Source organism: Streptomyces sp. NBC_01622, assembly GCF_045209635.1.
In the GTDB taxonomy this organism is placed as follows: domain Bacteria; phylum Actinomycetota; class Actinomycetes; order Streptomycetales; family Streptomycetaceae; genus Streptomyces.
The window spans coordinates 5,473,676-5,489,185 of record NZ_CP109293.1 but is presented as its reverse complement, the minus strand read 5'-3'; the positions used below and the strand labels follow the sequence as shown (position 1 = coordinate 5,489,185).

The 15,510-nt window shown below is 69.0% G+C and carries 18 protein-coding genes and 1 tRNA gene; 3 read left to right on the top strand and 16 right to left on the bottom strand.

Annotated elements, in window-relative coordinates:
* Positions 1–2 precede the first annotated feature (2 nt).
* Entirely contained in the window at positions 3–1,562 is a 1,560-nt protein-coding gene (locus OH768_RS25100) for an amino acid permease (protein WP_406457150.1), read from the top strand.
* A gap of 109 nt (positions 1,563–1,671) precedes the next feature.
* A tRNA-Lys gene (locus tag OH768_RS25095) sits at positions 1,672–1,744 on the top strand.
* A 201-nt stretch (positions 1,745–1,945) separates the two neighbouring features.
* On the opposite strand, the gene OH768_RS25090 is transcribed toward OH768_RS25095, so the two are convergent.
* Genes OH768_RS25090 through OH768_RS25080 form a run of 3 tightly spaced genes read right to left on the bottom strand, consistent with a single transcriptional unit; the run spans position 1,946 to position 2,573 of the window.
* A complete protein-coding gene (locus tag OH768_RS25090; RefSeq protein ID WP_406457148.1) occupies positions 1,946–2,125 on the bottom strand; it encodes a hypothetical protein in 180 nt (59 codons plus the stop codon).
* Positions 2,122–2,328 (bottom strand): hypothetical protein, encoded by a 207-nt coding sequence (locus OH768_RS25085; protein ID WP_406457146.1) that lies wholly within the window; start codon positions 2,326–2,328, stop codon positions 2,122–2,124. Before OH768_RS25085 ends, OH768_RS25090 begins: the two co-directional genes overlap by 4 nt.
* Positions 2,325–2,573, bottom strand: a complete 249-nt coding sequence (locus OH768_RS25080; protein WP_406457144.1) for a hypothetical protein — start codon at positions 2,571–2,573, stop codon at positions 2,325–2,327. The genes OH768_RS25085 and OH768_RS25080 overlap by 4 nt, the downstream gene beginning before the upstream one ends.
* A 109-nt stretch (positions 2,574–2,682) precedes the next feature.
* Here OH768_RS25080 and OH768_RS25075 point away from each other — a divergent pair, with 109 nt between their 5' ends.
* Positions 2,683–3,447, top strand: coding sequence for a GntR family transcriptional regulator (locus OH768_RS25075; protein ID WP_406457142.1), 765 nt, complete (start codon positions 2,683–2,685; stop codon positions 3,445–3,447).
* 67 nt (positions 3,448–3,514) lie between these two features.
* Here the strand turns inward: OH768_RS25075 and OH768_RS25070 are convergent, their stop codons facing one another.
* From OH768_RS25070 to OH768_RS25010, 13 genes are all read right to left on the bottom strand, one after another.
* Positions 3,515–4,171, bottom strand: a complete 657-nt coding sequence (locus tag OH768_RS25070) for a collagen-like protein (RefSeq protein ID WP_406457140.1) — start codon at positions 4,169–4,171, stop codon at positions 3,515–3,517.
* Positions 4,168–4,434 carry a hypothetical protein gene (locus tag OH768_RS25065; RefSeq protein WP_406457138.1) on the bottom strand — a complete coding sequence of 89 codons (267 nt, stop codon included), beginning with the start codon at positions 4,432–4,434 and terminating at the stop codon, positions 4,168–4,170. The genes OH768_RS25070 and OH768_RS25065 overlap by 4 nt, the downstream gene beginning before the upstream one ends.
* Positions 4,435–4,465: 31 nt before the next feature.
* Entirely contained in the window at positions 4,466–4,669 is a 204-nt protein-coding gene (locus OH768_RS25060) for a hypothetical protein (RefSeq protein WP_406457136.1), read from the bottom strand.
* 18 nt (positions 4,670–4,687) lie between these two features.
* Positions 4,688–5,542 (bottom strand): peptidoglycan-binding protein, encoded by an 855-nt coding sequence (locus OH768_RS25055; RefSeq protein WP_406457134.1) that lies wholly within the window; start codon positions 5,540–5,542, stop codon positions 4,688–4,690.
* A 64-nt stretch (positions 5,543–5,606) separates the two neighbouring features.
* Complete coding sequence (locus tag OH768_RS25050; protein ID WP_406457132.1) at positions 5,607–5,849, bottom strand: hypothetical protein; 243 nt, start codon at positions 5,847–5,849, stop codon at positions 5,607–5,609.
* Between the two features lie 12 nt (positions 5,850–5,861).
* A complete protein-coding gene (locus OH768_RS25045; protein WP_406457130.1) occupies positions 5,862–6,359 on the bottom strand; it encodes a hypothetical protein in 498 nt (165 codons plus the stop codon).
* Positions 6,356–6,862: a hypothetical protein gene (locus OH768_RS25040; protein WP_406457128.1), complete on the bottom strand. Its 507-nt coding sequence runs from the start codon at positions 6,860–6,862 to the stop codon at positions 6,356–6,358. Before OH768_RS25040 ends, OH768_RS25045 begins: the two co-directional genes overlap by 4 nt.
* An 8-nt stretch (positions 6,863–6,870) precedes the next feature.
* The gene (locus OH768_RS25035; protein ID WP_406457126.1) at positions 6,871–9,324 is read right to left on the bottom strand and encodes a LamG-like jellyroll fold domain-containing protein; all 2,454 of its coding nucleotides are present in this window, start codon (positions 9,322–9,324) and stop codon (positions 6,871–6,873) included.
* Positions 9,325–9,328: 4 nt separating this feature from the next.
* The gene (locus tag OH768_RS25030; protein ID WP_406457124.1) at positions 9,329–13,138 is read right to left on the bottom strand and encodes a hypothetical protein; all 3,810 of its coding nucleotides are present in this window, start codon (positions 13,136–13,138) and stop codon (positions 9,329–9,331) included.
* A 74-nt stretch (positions 13,139–13,212) separates the two neighbouring features.
* Positions 13,213–13,770 carry a hypothetical protein gene (locus tag OH768_RS25025; protein ID WP_406457122.1) on the bottom strand — a complete coding sequence of 186 codons (558 nt, stop codon included), beginning with the start codon at positions 13,768–13,770 and terminating at the stop codon, positions 13,213–13,215.
* A gap of 9 nt (positions 13,771–13,779) precedes the next feature.
* Positions 13,780–14,292 carry a hypothetical protein gene (locus OH768_RS25020; RefSeq protein WP_406457120.1) on the bottom strand — a complete coding sequence of 171 codons (513 nt, stop codon included), beginning with the start codon at positions 14,290–14,292 and terminating at the stop codon, positions 13,780–13,782.
* 7 nt (positions 14,293–14,299) lie between these two features.
* Complete coding sequence (locus tag OH768_RS25015; RefSeq protein ID WP_406457118.1) at positions 14,300–15,286, bottom strand: phage tail tube protein; 987 nt, start codon at positions 15,284–15,286, stop codon at positions 14,300–14,302.
* A gap of 3 nt (positions 15,287–15,289) precedes the next feature.
* Entirely contained in the window at positions 15,290–15,496 is a 207-nt protein-coding gene (locus tag OH768_RS25010) for a hypothetical protein (protein WP_406457116.1), read from the bottom strand.
* Between the last annotated feature and the right edge of the window lie 14 nt (positions 15,497–15,510).

The window sequence follows — 15,510 nt, the reverse complement described above, 5'->3', positions numbered from 1 at the left end:
GCATGACAGATGACGCCATAGCGAGTGGGCTGTCAAAGGGAGATGCTCCCGGTCTCTCCGACGAGGAACGGCTTGCCCAGCTCGGCTATACGCAGGTTCTCGCCCGCCGCATGTCGGCGTTCTCCAACTACGCGGTCTCCTTCACGATCATCTCGGTCCTGTCGGGCTGCCTGACGCTGTACCTGTTCGGCATGAACACGGGCGGCCCGGCGGTCATCACCTGGGGCTGGGTGGCCGTAGGCCTGATGACGCTGTTCGTCGGCCTGTCGATGGCCGAGATCTGTTCGGCCTACCCGACATCGGCGGGTCTGTACTTCTGGGCCCACCGCCTTGCGCCCCCGCGCAGTGCGGCCGCCTGGGCGTGGTTCACGGGCTGGTTCAACGTGCTCGGCCAGGTCGCGGTGACCGCGGGCATCGACTTCGGCGCCGCGTCCTTCCTGGGCGCGTACCTGAACCTCCAGTTCGACTTCAAGGTGACACCGGGCAGGACGGTGCTCCTGTTCGCGGCGATCCTGATCCTGCACGGCCTGCTGAACACATTCGGCGTGAAGATCGTCGCGCTGCTCAACGACATCAGCGTGTGGTGGCACGTGGTGGGCGTCGGCGTGATCGTCGGCGCGCTGGCCTTCGTCCCCGACCACCACCAGTCGACGACCTTCGTCTTCACGAAGTTCGTGAACAACACCGGCTGGGGCAGCGGGGTTTACGTGGTGTTGCTGGGTCTCCTGATGGCGCAGTACACCTTCACCGGCTACGACGCCTCCGCCCACATGACGGAGGAGACGCACGACGCGTCGACAGCGGGCCCCAAGGGCATAGTCCGCTCCATCTGGACGTCGTGGATAGCCGGCTTCGTCCTCCTCCTGGGCTTCACGTACGCGATCCAGTCCTACGACGCGGAGCGGAAGTCGCCGACGGGGGCGCCCCCGGCCCAGATCCTCCTCGACGCCCTGGGAGCGACGTCGGGCAAGCTCCTGCTCCTGGTGGTGATCGGCGCGCAGCTCTTCTGCGGAATGGCGTCGGTGACGGCCAACAGCCGCATGATCTACGCCTTCTCACGCGACGGCGCGCTGCCGTTCTCCCGCGTCTGGCACACGGTCAGCCCGCGCACCCGGACCCCGGTCGCGGCGGTCTGGCTCGCGGCGGCGGGCGCACTGCTCATGGGCCTGCCGTACCTGATCAACTACACGGCCTACGCGGCGGTGACGTCCGTCGCCGTCATCGGCCTCTACATCGCGTACGTCATCCCGACGCTGCTGCGGCTCGCGAAGGGCGACGACTTCCAGCGCGGACCGTGGCACCTGGGCCGCTGGTCGCGGCCGATCGGGTTGGTGTCGGTGATCTGGGTGGCCGTGATCACGATCCTCTTCATGCTGCCGCAGGTCTCCCCGGTCACCTGGGAGTCGTTCAACTACGCGCCGGTCGCGGTACTGGTCGTACTGGGCTTCGCGGCGGCCTGGTGGGCGGCATCGGCCCGACACTGGTTCCTGAACCCGGAACACGCGCGTACGAAGGCACGGGAGGTGGCGCGGGCAGGCGCGCCCGAACCGGTAGATCCGTAACACTCCGGACCCGCCCGGCACCCTTCCCCTCATCCGGCACGGCCGTGTCCCCGATACCCGATCGGAGACACGGCCACGTCCCGCTATGCTCGGGGAGGCAACATCGCCTGGGCCCTTAGCTCAATTGGCAGAGCAGTGGACTTTTAATCCATTGGTTGTGGGTTCGAGTCCCACAGGGCCTACCCAAGAGCCCCCACGTCAGAGGCATTTGACGCGGGGGCTCAGGCCTTTTCTGGGGCCTCGGTGATCGTTAGCTCAGCCGACGCTCAACCGAAGTGCAGACGATCAAGACATGGAGCGGCCCCGGTCGGCAACGGGGGATGCCGACCGGGGCCTGGTCCCGCCCGCCCCCGTTCAGCGCGGGGTACTGGGGCGGGCGGGAGTCAGTTGTCTGCCTTCGGGGTGTGGCAGGTGCACCCGCACCGGGGTTGGAGCACTATGCCGCCGCCGTAAGGCAGCGGGATGTCCTTGGTCTGGCGGCACATGTCGTGCAGGTCGCCGTACCCGGGCTGCTGGCCGACCTGGCATTCGGCGGACAGTTCCGCCTCGGTGTCCGCGCTCACAGCGGCAGGTCGGCGAGCGGGATGAGGTCGTAGGTGGTGAGACAGGTGGGGCAGGCGAAGAAGTTCGCGCCCACGCCCGAGCCCTGTTCGACCGCCCGGACCAGGCGCACACCGCGCGCGTGGCCCTGATGCCAGTGGCACCAGCCATAGGCGGTGGGGGTGTCCGAGGCGGTGGCGTCGGGGGTCTGCGGGTTCTGGCTCACTGCTGCGCCTCTCCGTCGAGCTCGGCCCAGACGGTGTCGGTGGTGTCCGTGCGGGCGTGTCCGTACCGGTCGGCAATCGCGAGGGCGGCGAGGATCGCCGTGCGTGCGGTGGGTGTCAGCTCGGCGGGGAGGTCGGCCTCGATGCGGAGCGCACCGGCGGCGGTGTGCTCGGTCCGCGCCTCGTTGCCGGTGGCCGCGGCGAGCATGCCGGCGAGTGCAGCAGCCTGCGCTGTCGAAGTGCGCACAGCTCTCCCCTGGTGAGCATCTGATCACGCCTCGTGATGCTGAGTACTCAGCTTCGACCTGATGGGTTAGCTTTGTCAATGTCGAAGCTCGACCCCCGGAGCGGCCCAAATGCCACGTGACACTCCCTACTTGCAGGTCGCCGACGCCCTGCGCGCCCGCATCAAGGGCGGCGAATGGGCAGTGGGCGACAAGCTGCCGTCCCGGGCCCGCTTCGCCGAGGAGTACGGCGTCGGGCAGAGCGTCGCCCAGCGCGCCATGGAGCGGCTCATCATCGAAGGACTCCTCGAAGGCCGCGCCGGATCGGGCACCTACGTGCGCCGTCCGCGCGAGCGCCTGCGCATGGTGCGCTCCCGCCACCGCGAGCGCCGCGGAGGATCCCCGTTCCGCGCGGACATGAAGGAACAGGGCCGCGCCGGCACGTGGGAATCCCGCTCCGCCGCACGCACCCCGGCGCCCGACCACATCGCCGAGCGCCTCGCGATCCAGCCCGGCGACCTCTGTGTGGTGACGAACTACGAGTTCCTCGCCGACGGCCTGCCCGTGCAGCTGTCGGAGTCCTGGGAACCGATGGCCGTCACGGACGGAACGCCGATCGTGCTCCCGGAGATGGGACCGCACGCAGGCGCGGGCGTCGTCGAGCGAATGCGTTCCATCGGCGTCGTCATCGAGACGGCTGTCGAGGTGCCGCGTCCCGCCCGGGCCAGCCAGGAGCAGGCGAACCTGCTGGGCATCAGCGTCGGCGACCTGATCACGGAGATCGAGCGTACCTACTACGACATCGACGGCCGCCCGGTTGAGACCGCGGACGTCGTCGTCGCCGACGTGCGCTGGGAGATCGCCTACGAGATCCCCATAGACCAGCCCGACGACTGACCCCGGACATGACGAAGCGGCCCCGCCCTCCCGAAGGAGAGCGGGGCCGCTCGAAGTTTTCGCTGCGTCACGGGTACTGGCGGCGGCTCGGGTCGAGCCCCATGGAGAGCAGCCCACTGTTGCTGCTGGGACTCGGGTCCGGAGCCCCGTCCTTCCGGCAGACGAGGGCGTCCGGGTCGTAGGACGGGGCTTGCGGGCTGTAGCCGTTGGGGCATTGAGGTCCGGCCGGTCCCTGCTCGCCACGCTCACCTTGGGGCCCTGGCGGTCCAGTGATGGATTCACCTGGCTCGCCCTGGGGACCTGCGGGCCCCGTGGGGCCGACGGCGCCGGCCTCTCCCGAGGCACCTGAGGCTCCGGGTGACGGGGTGATGGTCGGCGCCGGTTTCCCCGGATCGCCCTTGTCGCCCTTGGGCCCCGGCGGGCCGGGAATGGGCACAGGGACCTCAGCGCGGTCGGGCAGATCCTTTACAGCCTTGGTCGGATCCGGCGCGGCCGGGGTGCCGCCCTTGGCCGTGATCTGGGCGCGCAGCACGCGCACGTCCCCGGCCAGCGTGGACACAGCCGTACCGCGCAAGTCGGCTTCGGCGGCCAGCTGGTCGCCGCGGCGGGTCTCGGCCTGGACGCGCACGTACACGAGGAGTACGGCGCCGGTGAGGGCAAGCAGGACTGCCAGGAGGGCGATGGGCTTCCACCTTCTGGCGAGCACGTTCTGAGTGCGCGTCATGGTGTCCCCCCGAGCTGGGTGACGAGTAGCCGCAGCCGTGCGACTTCCAGTTCGAGGACGTCGACGCGTTGCTCTGCTCTCTCCTGGTCCTTCTCGGCCTTGTCCCGCTCGGCGACCAGGCGCGCCGTCAGGTTGTCGTAGCCGGTCAATGCGGTGCCCTCCTGCTGGGCTCGCCCCGCGACCTTGGAGCCGTACATGGCTGCTGCCCCCGCCACGACCGCGCTGCCGATCACGCCTGCGGCCGTGACGAGGGCGCCATCCATGCCACCTCCAAGACGCGCTCATGGGGCAGGGTCAGGACCCCGAGGCGGGGTCGGCAGCAGGTGCGGCCTGCCTGTTGGGCACGGCCCAGGTGATGCCGAGCGCGGCCAGGACCGCGAGCCCGGCGGTGACACCTTCCTGCGTGGTGATGACTCCGTCATCGAGCGCAGTCACCAGGGACGCGGCACCCGCCGCGAAACCGCCGACGACGGCCTTCCACATCTTCGAAATCTTCACGGGCTGGTCCTTCCGGGATCAGACGTTGGGAACGTGGAGCTTGGACCAGGAGGTGGCGCCGGGGATGCCGTTTGCGTCCGTGCCGGTGTAGCCGAGCTTGCGCTGCCACTTGGCGTAGGAGGCCTTGTCGCCGGAGCCCCAGACGTTGGAGTTGGCGCTGGACTGGTACGCGTCGCAGCCCTCGGCGACGAGCCGCTTGTGCATCGCCGCGATGACCGGGGACTTCTTCCCGGCCGTGAAGAACGAGGCGCCCGGGAACGGTTCGTACACGGGCGGCGTGGCCGTGGTCGTGCCGACGAACGCGGGCCAACTGCCCGGGTCCTGGTGGGTGTTCTCGGGGATCTGCGAGTGCCCGTACCAGCCGGCCGTCTTCTCCCACGTGGATTCGCTGCGGTGGGAGGTGAAGTCGACCGGACGGCCCATCGGCCACGAGTTGGGCACACCCCACGAGTGCACCCAGGCCTGAAGGTCCGCCCATCCCTTGCACGGGGTGTCGACGAGCTGCGGGTACACCTTCGTCCCGATGCGGCAGTAGGGGAAGAACAGGGCCTCGATCTGCAGGACCACGCTGCCGGCGCGGTTGGTGCGGGTGCCGCCCGCCTGATCGACGAGCGACTTGCTGCGAGAGTTGGCGGGCACGAACTGGGTGAAGTGCCCCTCGAAGGGGTCCCACAGGATGTGCGGGGCAACCCCGGCGCCGCCGCCCGCGAAGTAGCTGCGCAGCGCGGTGTACGGCACGAGGTCGACGGGCTTGGCGGCCGTCGCGTTCTTGTCCCACGTGATGTGGGCGATGGCCTTGGCGGGGCCGCCGTCGGTCGCGGCGTGGTCGCCGATGTCCAGCCGGGTTGCCCCCGGCATCCACAAGTCGGGCATGGGTGCTCCAGAAATGACGAAAGCCCCGGCCGGCTGGCTCGGGGCGTGCGGTGCGGGGGGTGGTCTACAGGCTGGTGTCGGTGACCGTGATGCGGCTGATGCCGACGATGCGGTATCCGGCGGCCTGCGTGTAGGCCTCGGCCAGCGCGTGGACCGCGGTGTCGGCGGCGCTGAGGTCGACGGAGGGCGGGAAACCGGAGGCCATGATCTGGGTGGTGGTGCCGCCGTCCTGGCCGTTGTCGTTGACGGTGACCTGGTAGAGCGGGCTTGTGTCCGTGCCGATGGGCACGGGGGTCGTGAAGTCCATGCGACGGGCTCCTCAGGCTGCGGCTTCGTAGACCGCCGTCATCCGCACCTGGTGGGTGGAGGCAAGGGTGACCGGCGCGGTCGCGGCCATCTGGGCAAGATTGGTCGTCGTGGTGTTGGTCGGGAAGAACGGCGAGGTGTTGGTCGCGGTGGGGGCGATGACGAGTTGCCCGGCCCACCGGGTGCCGCCCAGGAGGTGGGCGTTGCCGATGTAGGCGGCGCCCGCGTTGGACGCGGTGGCGGGCAGGTCGAAGGAGTAGCCGCCGGCGCCGTAGGTGGTCGTCGACCCCATCGTGAGGTTGGCGTGCACGATCACGGTTCGGCCGATTTTCATGTACCTGCCGACGAGGGTTCCGTTTCCGAGGACCGGGGCGGTGGTGGCCGCGGTCCAGTTCGGGGTGTACGTCGTCCAGGCGGCGAAGATCGAGTTGAACTGGTCGCGGATCTCCTGGTTCATCAGGGCCGCGCTCACGACCTCGCCGACGACCCAGGTCCGGGGGGCGAATGTCACCGGGATGCCTCCTCGGCTACGGATGTGAGCGACGTCGGCGGGGTGCCGGCCAGCAGCGCGGAGGCGAGAGCGTTCGCGAGTTCCATGCCCTCGGGCACAGGCTCCGCTGGGGCAGGCGGCTGATCCCATGACGGGTCGTCGGGGTGCCACCAGTTCCGCTCGTGCGGCAGCTCGTCCGCGACGCTGGCTTCGGCGGCGGCCGGGTCGTCGGGGTAGATGAGCCGGACCCAGCCGTAGCCGCACTCGGTGCAGGCCATGCGCTGGTCGGTGGGGGTGACGACCTGCGCGGAGCCGCAGGGGCAGTCGGCCACCCACCGGTTGTGGTTGATGCGGGCGTAGATGCTCTGCCCGATCACGTACCCGTCCGGTGGGACGAGGCGGCGCTGCTGGCGCAGCTCGACCCAGCGGAACACGCGCTCGGCGGGGGCCACCAGGTCCCAGGTGCCTTGCTGTTGGGACGGGGGCAGGTAGAAGGTTTCCGCCCGGACGACGGCGATCGGCATACGGGCTCCTAGTAGGCGAGGCGGGTGGTGGAGTCGAGGACGGAATAGGTGCTGTCGTCCAGCACCCACACGGAGTCCCCGTTGGTGGTGCTGGTGTGGAACTGGATCAAGTGGCTGCGCTCTTTGATCGTCTCGGTGTAGCCCTCGACCGTGACGCGCACCGAGGAGAACGGCGCCTGCGCGGGCATCGACGTGACCGAGAAGTAGGAGCTGATGTCGGCGGCGAGGATGCCCAGGTAGTTGGACATCGTGTAGGCCTCGACCGGCACCTCGCGCAGTTCCGGCCCCGGGTTGGCGTAGCGGGACACCCGCCAGTAGGCGGCGTCCAGCACGGAGTTGTCGCTGGTCTTCAGGATGGAGAGAGCGCCCGGGTCGTAGACGCCGAACGCCAGGATGCTCGCGGGCGCGGTCACCTTCTGCGTGGCGCCGCCCGGCCGGGACGCCTCCAGGCTGTTGATCAGCTTCTGGTCGTCGTCGGCCAGCCCGACACTCTTGGTCTCCAAGTCGGCGTAGGCGACGGTGAAGGATTCGCCGGCAGGCGACGGGTTGTAGCGCACGTCGCGGGACTGGAAGGTCATCAGGTACTGGTCGCGGGCCGCGAAGAGTTTCGCGGACTCGGTGCTCTCCACTTCCCGCATCCGCGCCACCGCGCCGGTACCGCCCGGCCCCTGGGATGCGATCGGGTCGAAAATGCTTCCCTGGACGATGACGTCGACCAGGCCCACGTATGAGCAGAACCGGGCGATCCGGGTGTCCGCGCTTTCGCCCGCGTTCCCGGTCATCCCCGAGGCGTAGTGGGTGGCGAGGACGCTGCCGATCGAGGGGCGTGCGTACAGCGCGACGTGGGCGAGGGACCCGGACCACAGCCGCGTGCCGCGGTATCCGCCGATGTGCAGGAACCGCTGGTCGAATCCGTCCGTGACGGGGACGGACGCGTCGACGATGATGCCGTCGACGGCGACGCTCCCGCTGAGAGTCTGGCTCCACTCGAAGTGGTGCCACTTCCCGTCGGCCAGGCCGCTCGTGCCATCGACCGTCGTCACGGTGAGGGTGCTGGATCCGGAGTCGGTCCACTCGATCTGCAGCGCGCCGCTCGCCGACAGCGACACGACCTGCACGCACTGCAGGTCGGCCGAGTACAGGCCGAGGATGGCCCGGCCGGTGGTCGTGGTCTTGAACCAGCCTTCGACGGAGAACTGGTTGGCCGAGAGCGCCTGCTGGGTGGCCGCGCCGAGGTCGACCGTCAGATACAGCCCGGCTGTGGCAGTGGACGGGGTGAACGTGGGGGTGCTGTCGCCGGTGGCGTCCGGTCCGGTGTCGGTGCCCATGGTGAGCGTGCCGCCGGTCGAGACCTGGGTGATGGCCATCGACGGCAGTCCGTTGCCGGACACGTCGCCGGCACTGGTGGAATCGTCCGGCTCGGTGAGCGGGTAGTACGCGTCGGGGAGGAAGTTGGCGATCTCCTCCGTCAGCATCGACCGCAGAGTCGGCAGCCTGTTGAGCCGCTTGAACAGGTCGGTGCACGAGATCGAGACGTGGGACGACAGCCCTTCCCAGTCGACGGGGAACTCGTTGACCACGCCGTAGAAGCGGGGCCTGATCTCGGCGCCGACCAGCGCCCACTCGACGAACCCGGAGGTGCCGCCGGTGCGGGTGGTGGGGAAGTCCGCCGCTACGGTGTCGGTCGTGACCCAGGCGGGAGTGGCCAGGGTGCGGCGGGTCGTCCACGCGTAGCCGTCGCCGGATGTCTCCCAGTACACGGTGCCGCTCGACTCCCGCACCCGCACCCACGCGTGGTCGATCGCGCTGTACGTGAGGTTCGTCGGGGTGGCGTCCGAGGACCCGACTTGCGACATGGCGGCGAGCACGCCGGTGCCCGCGTCGTACCGCCAGCCGATCCGTGTCCCGGAGGTCACGGCCAGCACCCACATCGACGCGGCGCAGTTGGAGCTGCCGTTGAGCGCGGGCACGGCCGCGAGCTTCGCGGTGAGCTTGCTGCCCTGCAGCTTCCACTGCCGGCTGCTGGTGAAGTTCGTGTCCACGCCCGGGGCCATCGTGATGGCCAGCGTCGCCTTGCCGGTTTCGAGTCCGGCCCCGCCGGTGTTCGTCACCCAGAGGGTGGAGTTGACCCGGCCGTCGTCGAAGGCGTCACCCAGCATGGCGAGCGGGTAGGGCGCGGACCCGGACAGCGTGGGCATGACGGCCACGCTGATCCGGATCGGAGCGTTGCGCCGCACGTAGGGGAAGTACGGGCTGGACGCGTTGCCCGGGGTGAAGCGGCCGTCCTGGTTGTCCAGCCTCAGAGAGGCTGTACCCGGCTGGGTCTCCGACAGTTCGTCGGAGGCACCCCTGGTGATGGTCACCCCCGTGACGGTGTCCACGTAGGTGCTGATGTCCGTCCACGTGATCGTGGCGGGGTATTGGATCAGACCACCCCAGCCCGTCTCGACTAGCAGGGCCACGCGATCACCCCCCTACCTTCAGCGAGACGGTCGCGCCTTGAACGCGGCCGAACTGCACCAGGACGCGCTGGAACTCGCGGCCCACGGCGACGGGGTCCATGGCCTCGTGCACGTCGACCTGGACGTTGTAGACGGTGCCGCCTCCCGCGCCTGCGACAGCGGGTCGGCCGGCGACTGCGGGACGTCCCGCCATCCGGCCGGCCATCGTCTCCATGGCGCGGTCGACGTGGGGCAGGCCTGCGAGGACACCGACGGCCACGCCGCGGGCGGTGTTGATCCCGTGCGGGATCATCTTGGTCGCGGGCGACTTGATGCCGAGAGCCTTCTTCAGACTCTTCTGCATCGACTTGGCCAGCTTCTCCATGACCTTCTCAAGATCCTTCTCTTGTGAGAGAAGGCCAGTGAGGAAGCCCTTTGAGGCGTTCTTGCCGCTGTCGTACAGCCGGTCAGCGCCCACCTGTCCGAGCGTCGTCGTGCTCTTGTCGAGCTGACTCTGCAGGGAGTTGATCGACTTGAACGTGCCCTTGTCGGCGCCGACCAAGGCGCTCGCGTAGGCGTAGCCCGCGTCGGGGCCCATGTTGAGGATCTGCCGCAGCAGCCCCTTGTTGAGGCCCTTCTTCGCGAGGATGTCGATGTACCGCGTGAACTGCTTGACCTGCGCCAGCTTCGACGCGAGCCCCGCCTTGATGCTCCCCGCCGACACCTGCTCGGGCTCCAGTCCGAGGTTGGACAGGCCCGCGCCCTCCCGCGCGTTCTTGGTGACGTCGGACGCGTAGGCCTTCGCTGCGGCGATCGTGGCCGCGATCTTGTCCCGCTTGGCCGCAGCGGTGAGGAGCTTCTTCGTGTCCCGGTCCACCATCGCGACCAGGCCGCTCTCCTTCTTGCCGGAGAACGCCGTCTTGATGTCCTTGACCAGGTCCTTCGACGTGGACTTGATCTTGGCTTGGGTGCTGGTCAGGCCGACGATGAAGCCCTTGCCGACATCCGCCGCCAAGGCTTTCGTCTTCTTCGACGGCGACCGGATCTCCAGCTCGTCCCGGATCCCGGTCTCGACCGCGGAGGCCATCGTCCGGGCCGCCCTGCCGACGAGCCCGGCCGCCCCGGTCATGCCTGAGGCCAGACCGCGGCCGGCTTCCATCCCGGCTGCCGCCGTGCCGCCGGTCCCGGTCAGCGAACCGAGCGAGAGCTTGCCGGAGTTGAGGGCTTTCAGTAGTGGCAGGTACTGGCGGGTGCGGCGGGCGTTGACGACGAACTCGTTCTTCGACAGCCACGGCGCGAAGATCGAGTCGGACGTCTCCGTGCCGGGGCCGCCAACCAGGCCGCCGTCGCTGTACCCGCGGTGCCGGAACCCGGCGCCCGTGAACAGGCCGCCTGTCGCGCCGACCATGCCGTGGACCGACTTGCCGCCCGAGACGCTGCCCGCGGTCGAGTAGGTCGTCCGCACGTTGTGGTAGGTCCACGTCGTGGCGGTCTTGCCGTTCAGGTTCCGCAGTGCCGCCGCAATGTTGGCGATGGCTGAGAGCGCGCCTCCCTTAGTGGAGACCGTGACCGAGCCGTTGGGCAGCCTCTTTACCTTCAGCCCGAACGACTCCAGCACCTGCTCGCCGGACGCCGACAACGCCTTCAGCGTCACCGACTTTTCCCCGGGGCTCTGCTTCACGGCCGCGTTGAACGCCGCGAGGTCCGCCTTCGCGTCCTCCGTGTTCATCTGGATCTTGGGCGTGACATCAGTCGGGATCTCAAGAAGTTGGCCAGCGAGAGCCTTGGCCTGATCCTTCGACAGACCCATCGCCTCGGCGTTCTTGATCAGCGCCGAACGGCCCCGCGTGTAGATCCCGTTGACCGTCTCCCAGCTCGCGCCCGCCTCACGCTGGCTGGTACCGGCCGCGTCTGTCTTGTCGGCGAGATCCTGTAGCGCGGACGCGGCTGCCTGCGCCTTCGCCGAGTTCAGGTCGAGGACACCGTTGTGCATCGACAAGGCGCCGGCGTTGTCTTTCGCGGCCTTCGACGCGGCGTCGATGGCACCCTCGAAGCCGATCATCCCGCCGAGCGCGCTGCGGTTGGTGTCGTTGAGTGCCTGGATTGACTGCCGCAGCCCGTCCGCGCTCTGCTTCTGCGCGGCGAGGGCGGCCTGCGTCTTCTGCGCCTGGTGTCCGAACAGGCCCTGCGCCTGCGCGGCGAGTTCACTCTCGAACGACTGGTCGGCCAGGGCCGACGTGTAGCTGCCGAGATGTGAGCGCAGCTCGGAGGTGGACATGCCCTGCTTGCGCATGGAGGCCGCGACCCGGTCGAACGCGGCCTTGGCCAGGTCCGCCTTGCCGCCCTGCACCAGTCCGGCAAGGGCCTGGTCGACGCCGTCGAGATCCTTCTTGGCGTCCGCGACCGGCGTCGAGTCCATGCCGACCAGGGAGGTCAGGAACTGCTGGGTCTTGTCCAGGTTCGAGGGACGGCTCAGGGTGCGCAGCGAGTCGGCGAGTCCGCCGAGGTTGGCGCCGAACGCACGCGCCGCCTCGCCCGTGACCTTGCCGGTCTGGGCGAGCTTGCCCAGGGAGGTGGTCAGCTTGTCGACGTCCGGAGGCGCCTTCTTCCCCATCGACGACAGCTGCGTCAGTGCAAGGATGAGCAGCCCGATGCCGGTCCCGACCAGGGCGACCTTCGCACTGCGGGACATCGCGCCGATCGCTGCGCCCACCGCACGCAGGCGGCCCGGTGCGCCGGCGGCAGCGGTCTGCATCGCGACGACCTGAGTGGCGAACGCGGCCACAGCCGTGCGGGCGGCGACGAGGCCCAGGGCGGCAGCCTTGGTGACCTTCAGCGCCAGCGCCAGCTGCAGGAAGATGGCGATGGCCTGGGGCGGCACAGCCGACACCAGGCGCGACACCACCTCGACGGCCTGCAGCAGACCGACCCCGACATCGCTTCCGGCCTGCAACAGGTGGACCAGGGCTGTGGCCACGCTCTTCAGGACGCCCGCCACGGTCGGGCCCTGCGCGCGCGCCCAGTCCATGAACTCGCGGGCAGGGCCGCCGACGTTGGTTCCCTGCCCTGCCCGCAGCAGGTGGACGATCTCGTCGTTGACGTTGCGCAGCGTCTTCTGGGCGAAGCTGGTGAACTTGCCGTTCAGGCGGTCCAGGCCGGGCGAGGCCATCTCGCCGCCGACGATCGTCTCGAACCGGCTGGCCTCCGTGCTCGCAGCCTTGACCAGGCCGCTCGTCTTGGGCAGCAGCGAGTTGGCGAGCGCCAGGCCCTTGGTGAAGACGGGCATCGTGTCGCCGGCAAGGCTGTCCGACCAGCCCTGATAGTCCTTCTTCAGCGTCACCAGGGCGGCGGCGGCCTGCTTCGTCGCCGGGGGCATCTTGGCTACGGACTGCTGGTAGGCGGTTTGCGCCTGGATGGCCTGAGCGGAGACGGCACCGTGCTGGGCGACCGCGTCCTCGTATTTCTTCTCGGCGTCGGCCGCCTCGCCGAGTGCGGCGATCTGCGGCACCATCGCCGCGATCATGGCGCCGGAGGCCACTGCTACCGCGCCCGCGCCTGCCGCGATCGGCAGGAGTGAGGCGGCGGCGGGGATCGCTGCCGGGGCCAGCAGCATCGTGGCCTTCTTCAGCTCCTCAAGGGCCTTGCCGCCGGCCTCCGAGTCCCGCTGCATTCCGGCCAGGTTGCGGCTGGCGTTGTTCGTGAACCGGCGGACCGCCGCATCCGAGTTGATGGACGTGGTCAGCAGGCGGCGGCCGAGCCGGTTGCTGGCGTCGCCTGCCCGGTCCAGGACTCGGGACAGGTGGTCGCGGCCGACGAGGATGAAGTCGAGACGCACGGGTCATCCCCCTTCGGCAGCGCGTGCCTGGTTGGTGTCGATCCAGGCGATGAGGCTGTAGAAGTCGTCGACCCTCAGGTCGTCGACTGCTTGCGGCGGGATGTGGAGGATGTGGGCGAAGAGTCCGAGGTAGTCGGTGCGGGCGTGGTCGACGTCGGGGTCCGGCTCGGGTCCGAGTCGCTCGCCTCCGCCGCCTCCTGTGGCGCGGCCGGCTCCTCTTTTGGGTCCTGCGTCATCTCGGCGATGAGCTGGCGTGCGTGCTCCGGATCCTGCGCGGCGTCGGGCAAGCCGCTCAGAGCCTTGGCGATGTCATCGCCGGTGACCTCCGGGTTGGCCGCCGCGAGGGAGAGGGCTTCGCCGATCCATGCCCTGACCTCTTTCTTGTCGAGGCGGGTGTCGATCTCCTCGATACCGGGGTCGAACTCGGCGTATCGCAGGGGCGGGTTGCTGCGCTTCTTGATCACCCAGGCCACGCCGCGCATGGCTTCGGGGTCGTCGTTGGCGAGCCCGGCCTTGATGTCGTCCCACTTCATGTCGATGGTCCGCTGGACGATCGACACCTCGGAGACGCGCAGGGTGCTGGCGTCGAACTCTTCCTTCTCGCCGTCCGCCGGGCTGTAGACGATGATCACGGGGTGCTCCTATTCGAGGTGACGGCGCACGTCGTCCGCGACGCGGGCGACCTCGCTGTTGATGCGGTCGAGGTGATTGCGCTCGGTCTTGTCCCACCACAGAGGGGTGGCGGTCTGCTGCGCCCAACGGCGCTTGTTGCCGAACACCGGGTGGCGCAGCCGGCCCTCGTTGAGCCGGTTGACCACGCCCATCGGGATGTCCGGCGGCAGCAGCGAACGGTCCAGCCACACGCGGGCGCCGACGTCGCCGGTGGTGCGCACCGAGATGCGGATCGCCGCGGCGATCGACGCCCGCAGCGGGCGTGTGGTGAGCGAGGGGCCGCCGCGCTTCCCGGAGCCGCGGCCCTGGGATCGGATGTCCAGGTGCTCGATGGCGTCCTGGAGGTCGTCGCGCAGCGGCTCGGCCGCACGCCGGATGCGGCGCTGCATGCTGGAGCGGATGTTCTCGTGGCCGGCCCGGCGCAGCCGCCGCTGGAGTTCGAGCAGCTGGCCGGTGCCGACTATACGAATGTCCTGGACCACGAGGGGTTCACAGGGTGACGTCGGTCGACATGTACTCGATGACCGGCTGGTTCGTGCCGTCGTACAGGCCCGTGAAGTTCAGCGTCGGCTTGACGACAGCGAACCCTTCGACGGTCGGCGGAGCGTCGTCGAACTTGATCGCGGGCAGCTTGATCCGGAACGTCTCGGCGTAGGTCGACGCGATGATCGGGCCGATGAACTCGACCACCAGCGACGTCGCGGCGTCGGAGGTGTGCAGGTCGTCGAGGATGGTGTCGACGTAGTCCATCTCGATGGACCCGGTGATCTTCACCTGGTCGTTGGAGATGGGCTCCTTCTTCGTACCGGCCTGCCCGGCGTAGAACCGGTCGACAGCCTGCGGGCGCTCGATCTTCACCGAGATCTTGCGGATGCCGTCCCGCGCGGCCTCTGTCCCGAAGGTGCCCGTCTTGACCGCGAGCTGACCGAAGTGGAACGGGGACATCGACGGGTACGAGGCCGTCGCCAGTGTCTGTGTCTCGTCGCACGCCTTCGCGTCGAACTCGTAGGTCGCGGTGAGCATCTGCCCGACCTCGCACGAGAACTCCGCGCTGATGATCTTGCAGCCCAGAAAGGTCTTGTCGGTCACCGTGCCCGTCGTGAGCGGCACGCCCTTCTGGATCGTCAGGCTCTTGCCGATCGTGTCTGCGAGGGTGTGCGTCTGCAGGTAGGCGGTCGTAGCCACCTGCTGTACCGGGGTGACGGAGGTCCCCATCAGGCCCTGCAGCAGCAGGCCCATGGCCTTGTTGGTGACCTCCATGTCGACGGTGCCGGACCCCTCGGTCTGGGTCACCACACGGCGCGACGACAGCGGCAGCAGACGCCCGGCAGCGATACCCGCGGACTGGGCAGTCGTCTTCTTGAGGACCAGCGATTCCTTGGTGAACTCGATGAACTTGGTCGATGCCACGAACGTGCCGTAGGTCGACTCGGCACTGATGCCGAGCTGGGCGCCGAGCCCGGATCCGATCGCCATGGATCAGCCCTCCTGGTTCTGCGACGCCTTGGCCGCGCTGGTCTTCTTCTTCGCGCCGGGCTCCTCGACGGACTCCCAGTTCGCGGGCTGGCAGACGTAGCCCTCGAACCGCTCGTCGGGCACCTCGACCACTTCGTCCGGCTGGACCTCGCGGCTGCCGAGTTCGGGCACGGTCACCGGCTCCGGGCCCAGGTAGCGCACACGCGCCATGGCTGTACTCCTTC

What these genes read in the sequence shown, in the direction of transcription:
- OH768_RS25100 (WP_406457150.1), top strand. Translation starts at nt 3, where the DNA reads ATGACAGATGACGCCATAGCGAGTGGGCTGTCAAAGGGAGATGCTCCC.
- OH768_RS25010 (WP_406457116.1), bottom strand. Translation starts at nt 15,496, where the DNA reads ATGGCGCGTGTGCGCTACCTGGGCCCGGAGCCGGTGACCGTGCCCGAA.
- OH768_RS25055 (WP_406457134.1), bottom strand. Translation starts at nt 5,542, where the DNA reads ATGCCCGACTTGTGGATGCCGGGGGCAACCCGGCTGGACATCGGCGAC.
- OH768_RS25065 (WP_406457138.1), bottom strand. Translation starts at nt 4,434, where the DNA reads ATGGATGGCGCCCTCGTCACGGCCGCAGGCGTGATCGGCAGCGCGGTC.
- OH768_RS25075 (WP_406457142.1), top strand. Translation starts at nt 2,683, where the DNA reads ATGCCACGTGACACTCCCTACTTGCAGGTCGCCGACGCCCTGCGCGCC.
- OH768_RS25050 (WP_406457132.1), bottom strand. Translation starts at nt 5,849, where the DNA reads ATGGACTTCACGACCCCCGTGCCCATCGGCACGGACACAAGCCCGCTC.
- OH768_RS25040 (WP_406457128.1), bottom strand. Translation starts at nt 6,862, where the DNA reads ATGCCGATCGCCGTCGTCCGGGCGGAAACCTTCTACCTGCCCCCGTCC.
- OH768_RS25070 (WP_406457140.1), bottom strand. Translation starts at nt 4,171, where the DNA reads ATGACGCGCACTCAGAACGTGCTCGCCAGAAGGTGGAAGCCCATCGCC.
- OH768_RS25015 (WP_406457118.1), bottom strand. Translation starts at nt 15,286, where the DNA reads ATGGCGATCGGATCCGGGCTCGGCGCCCAGCTCGGCATCAGTGCCGAG.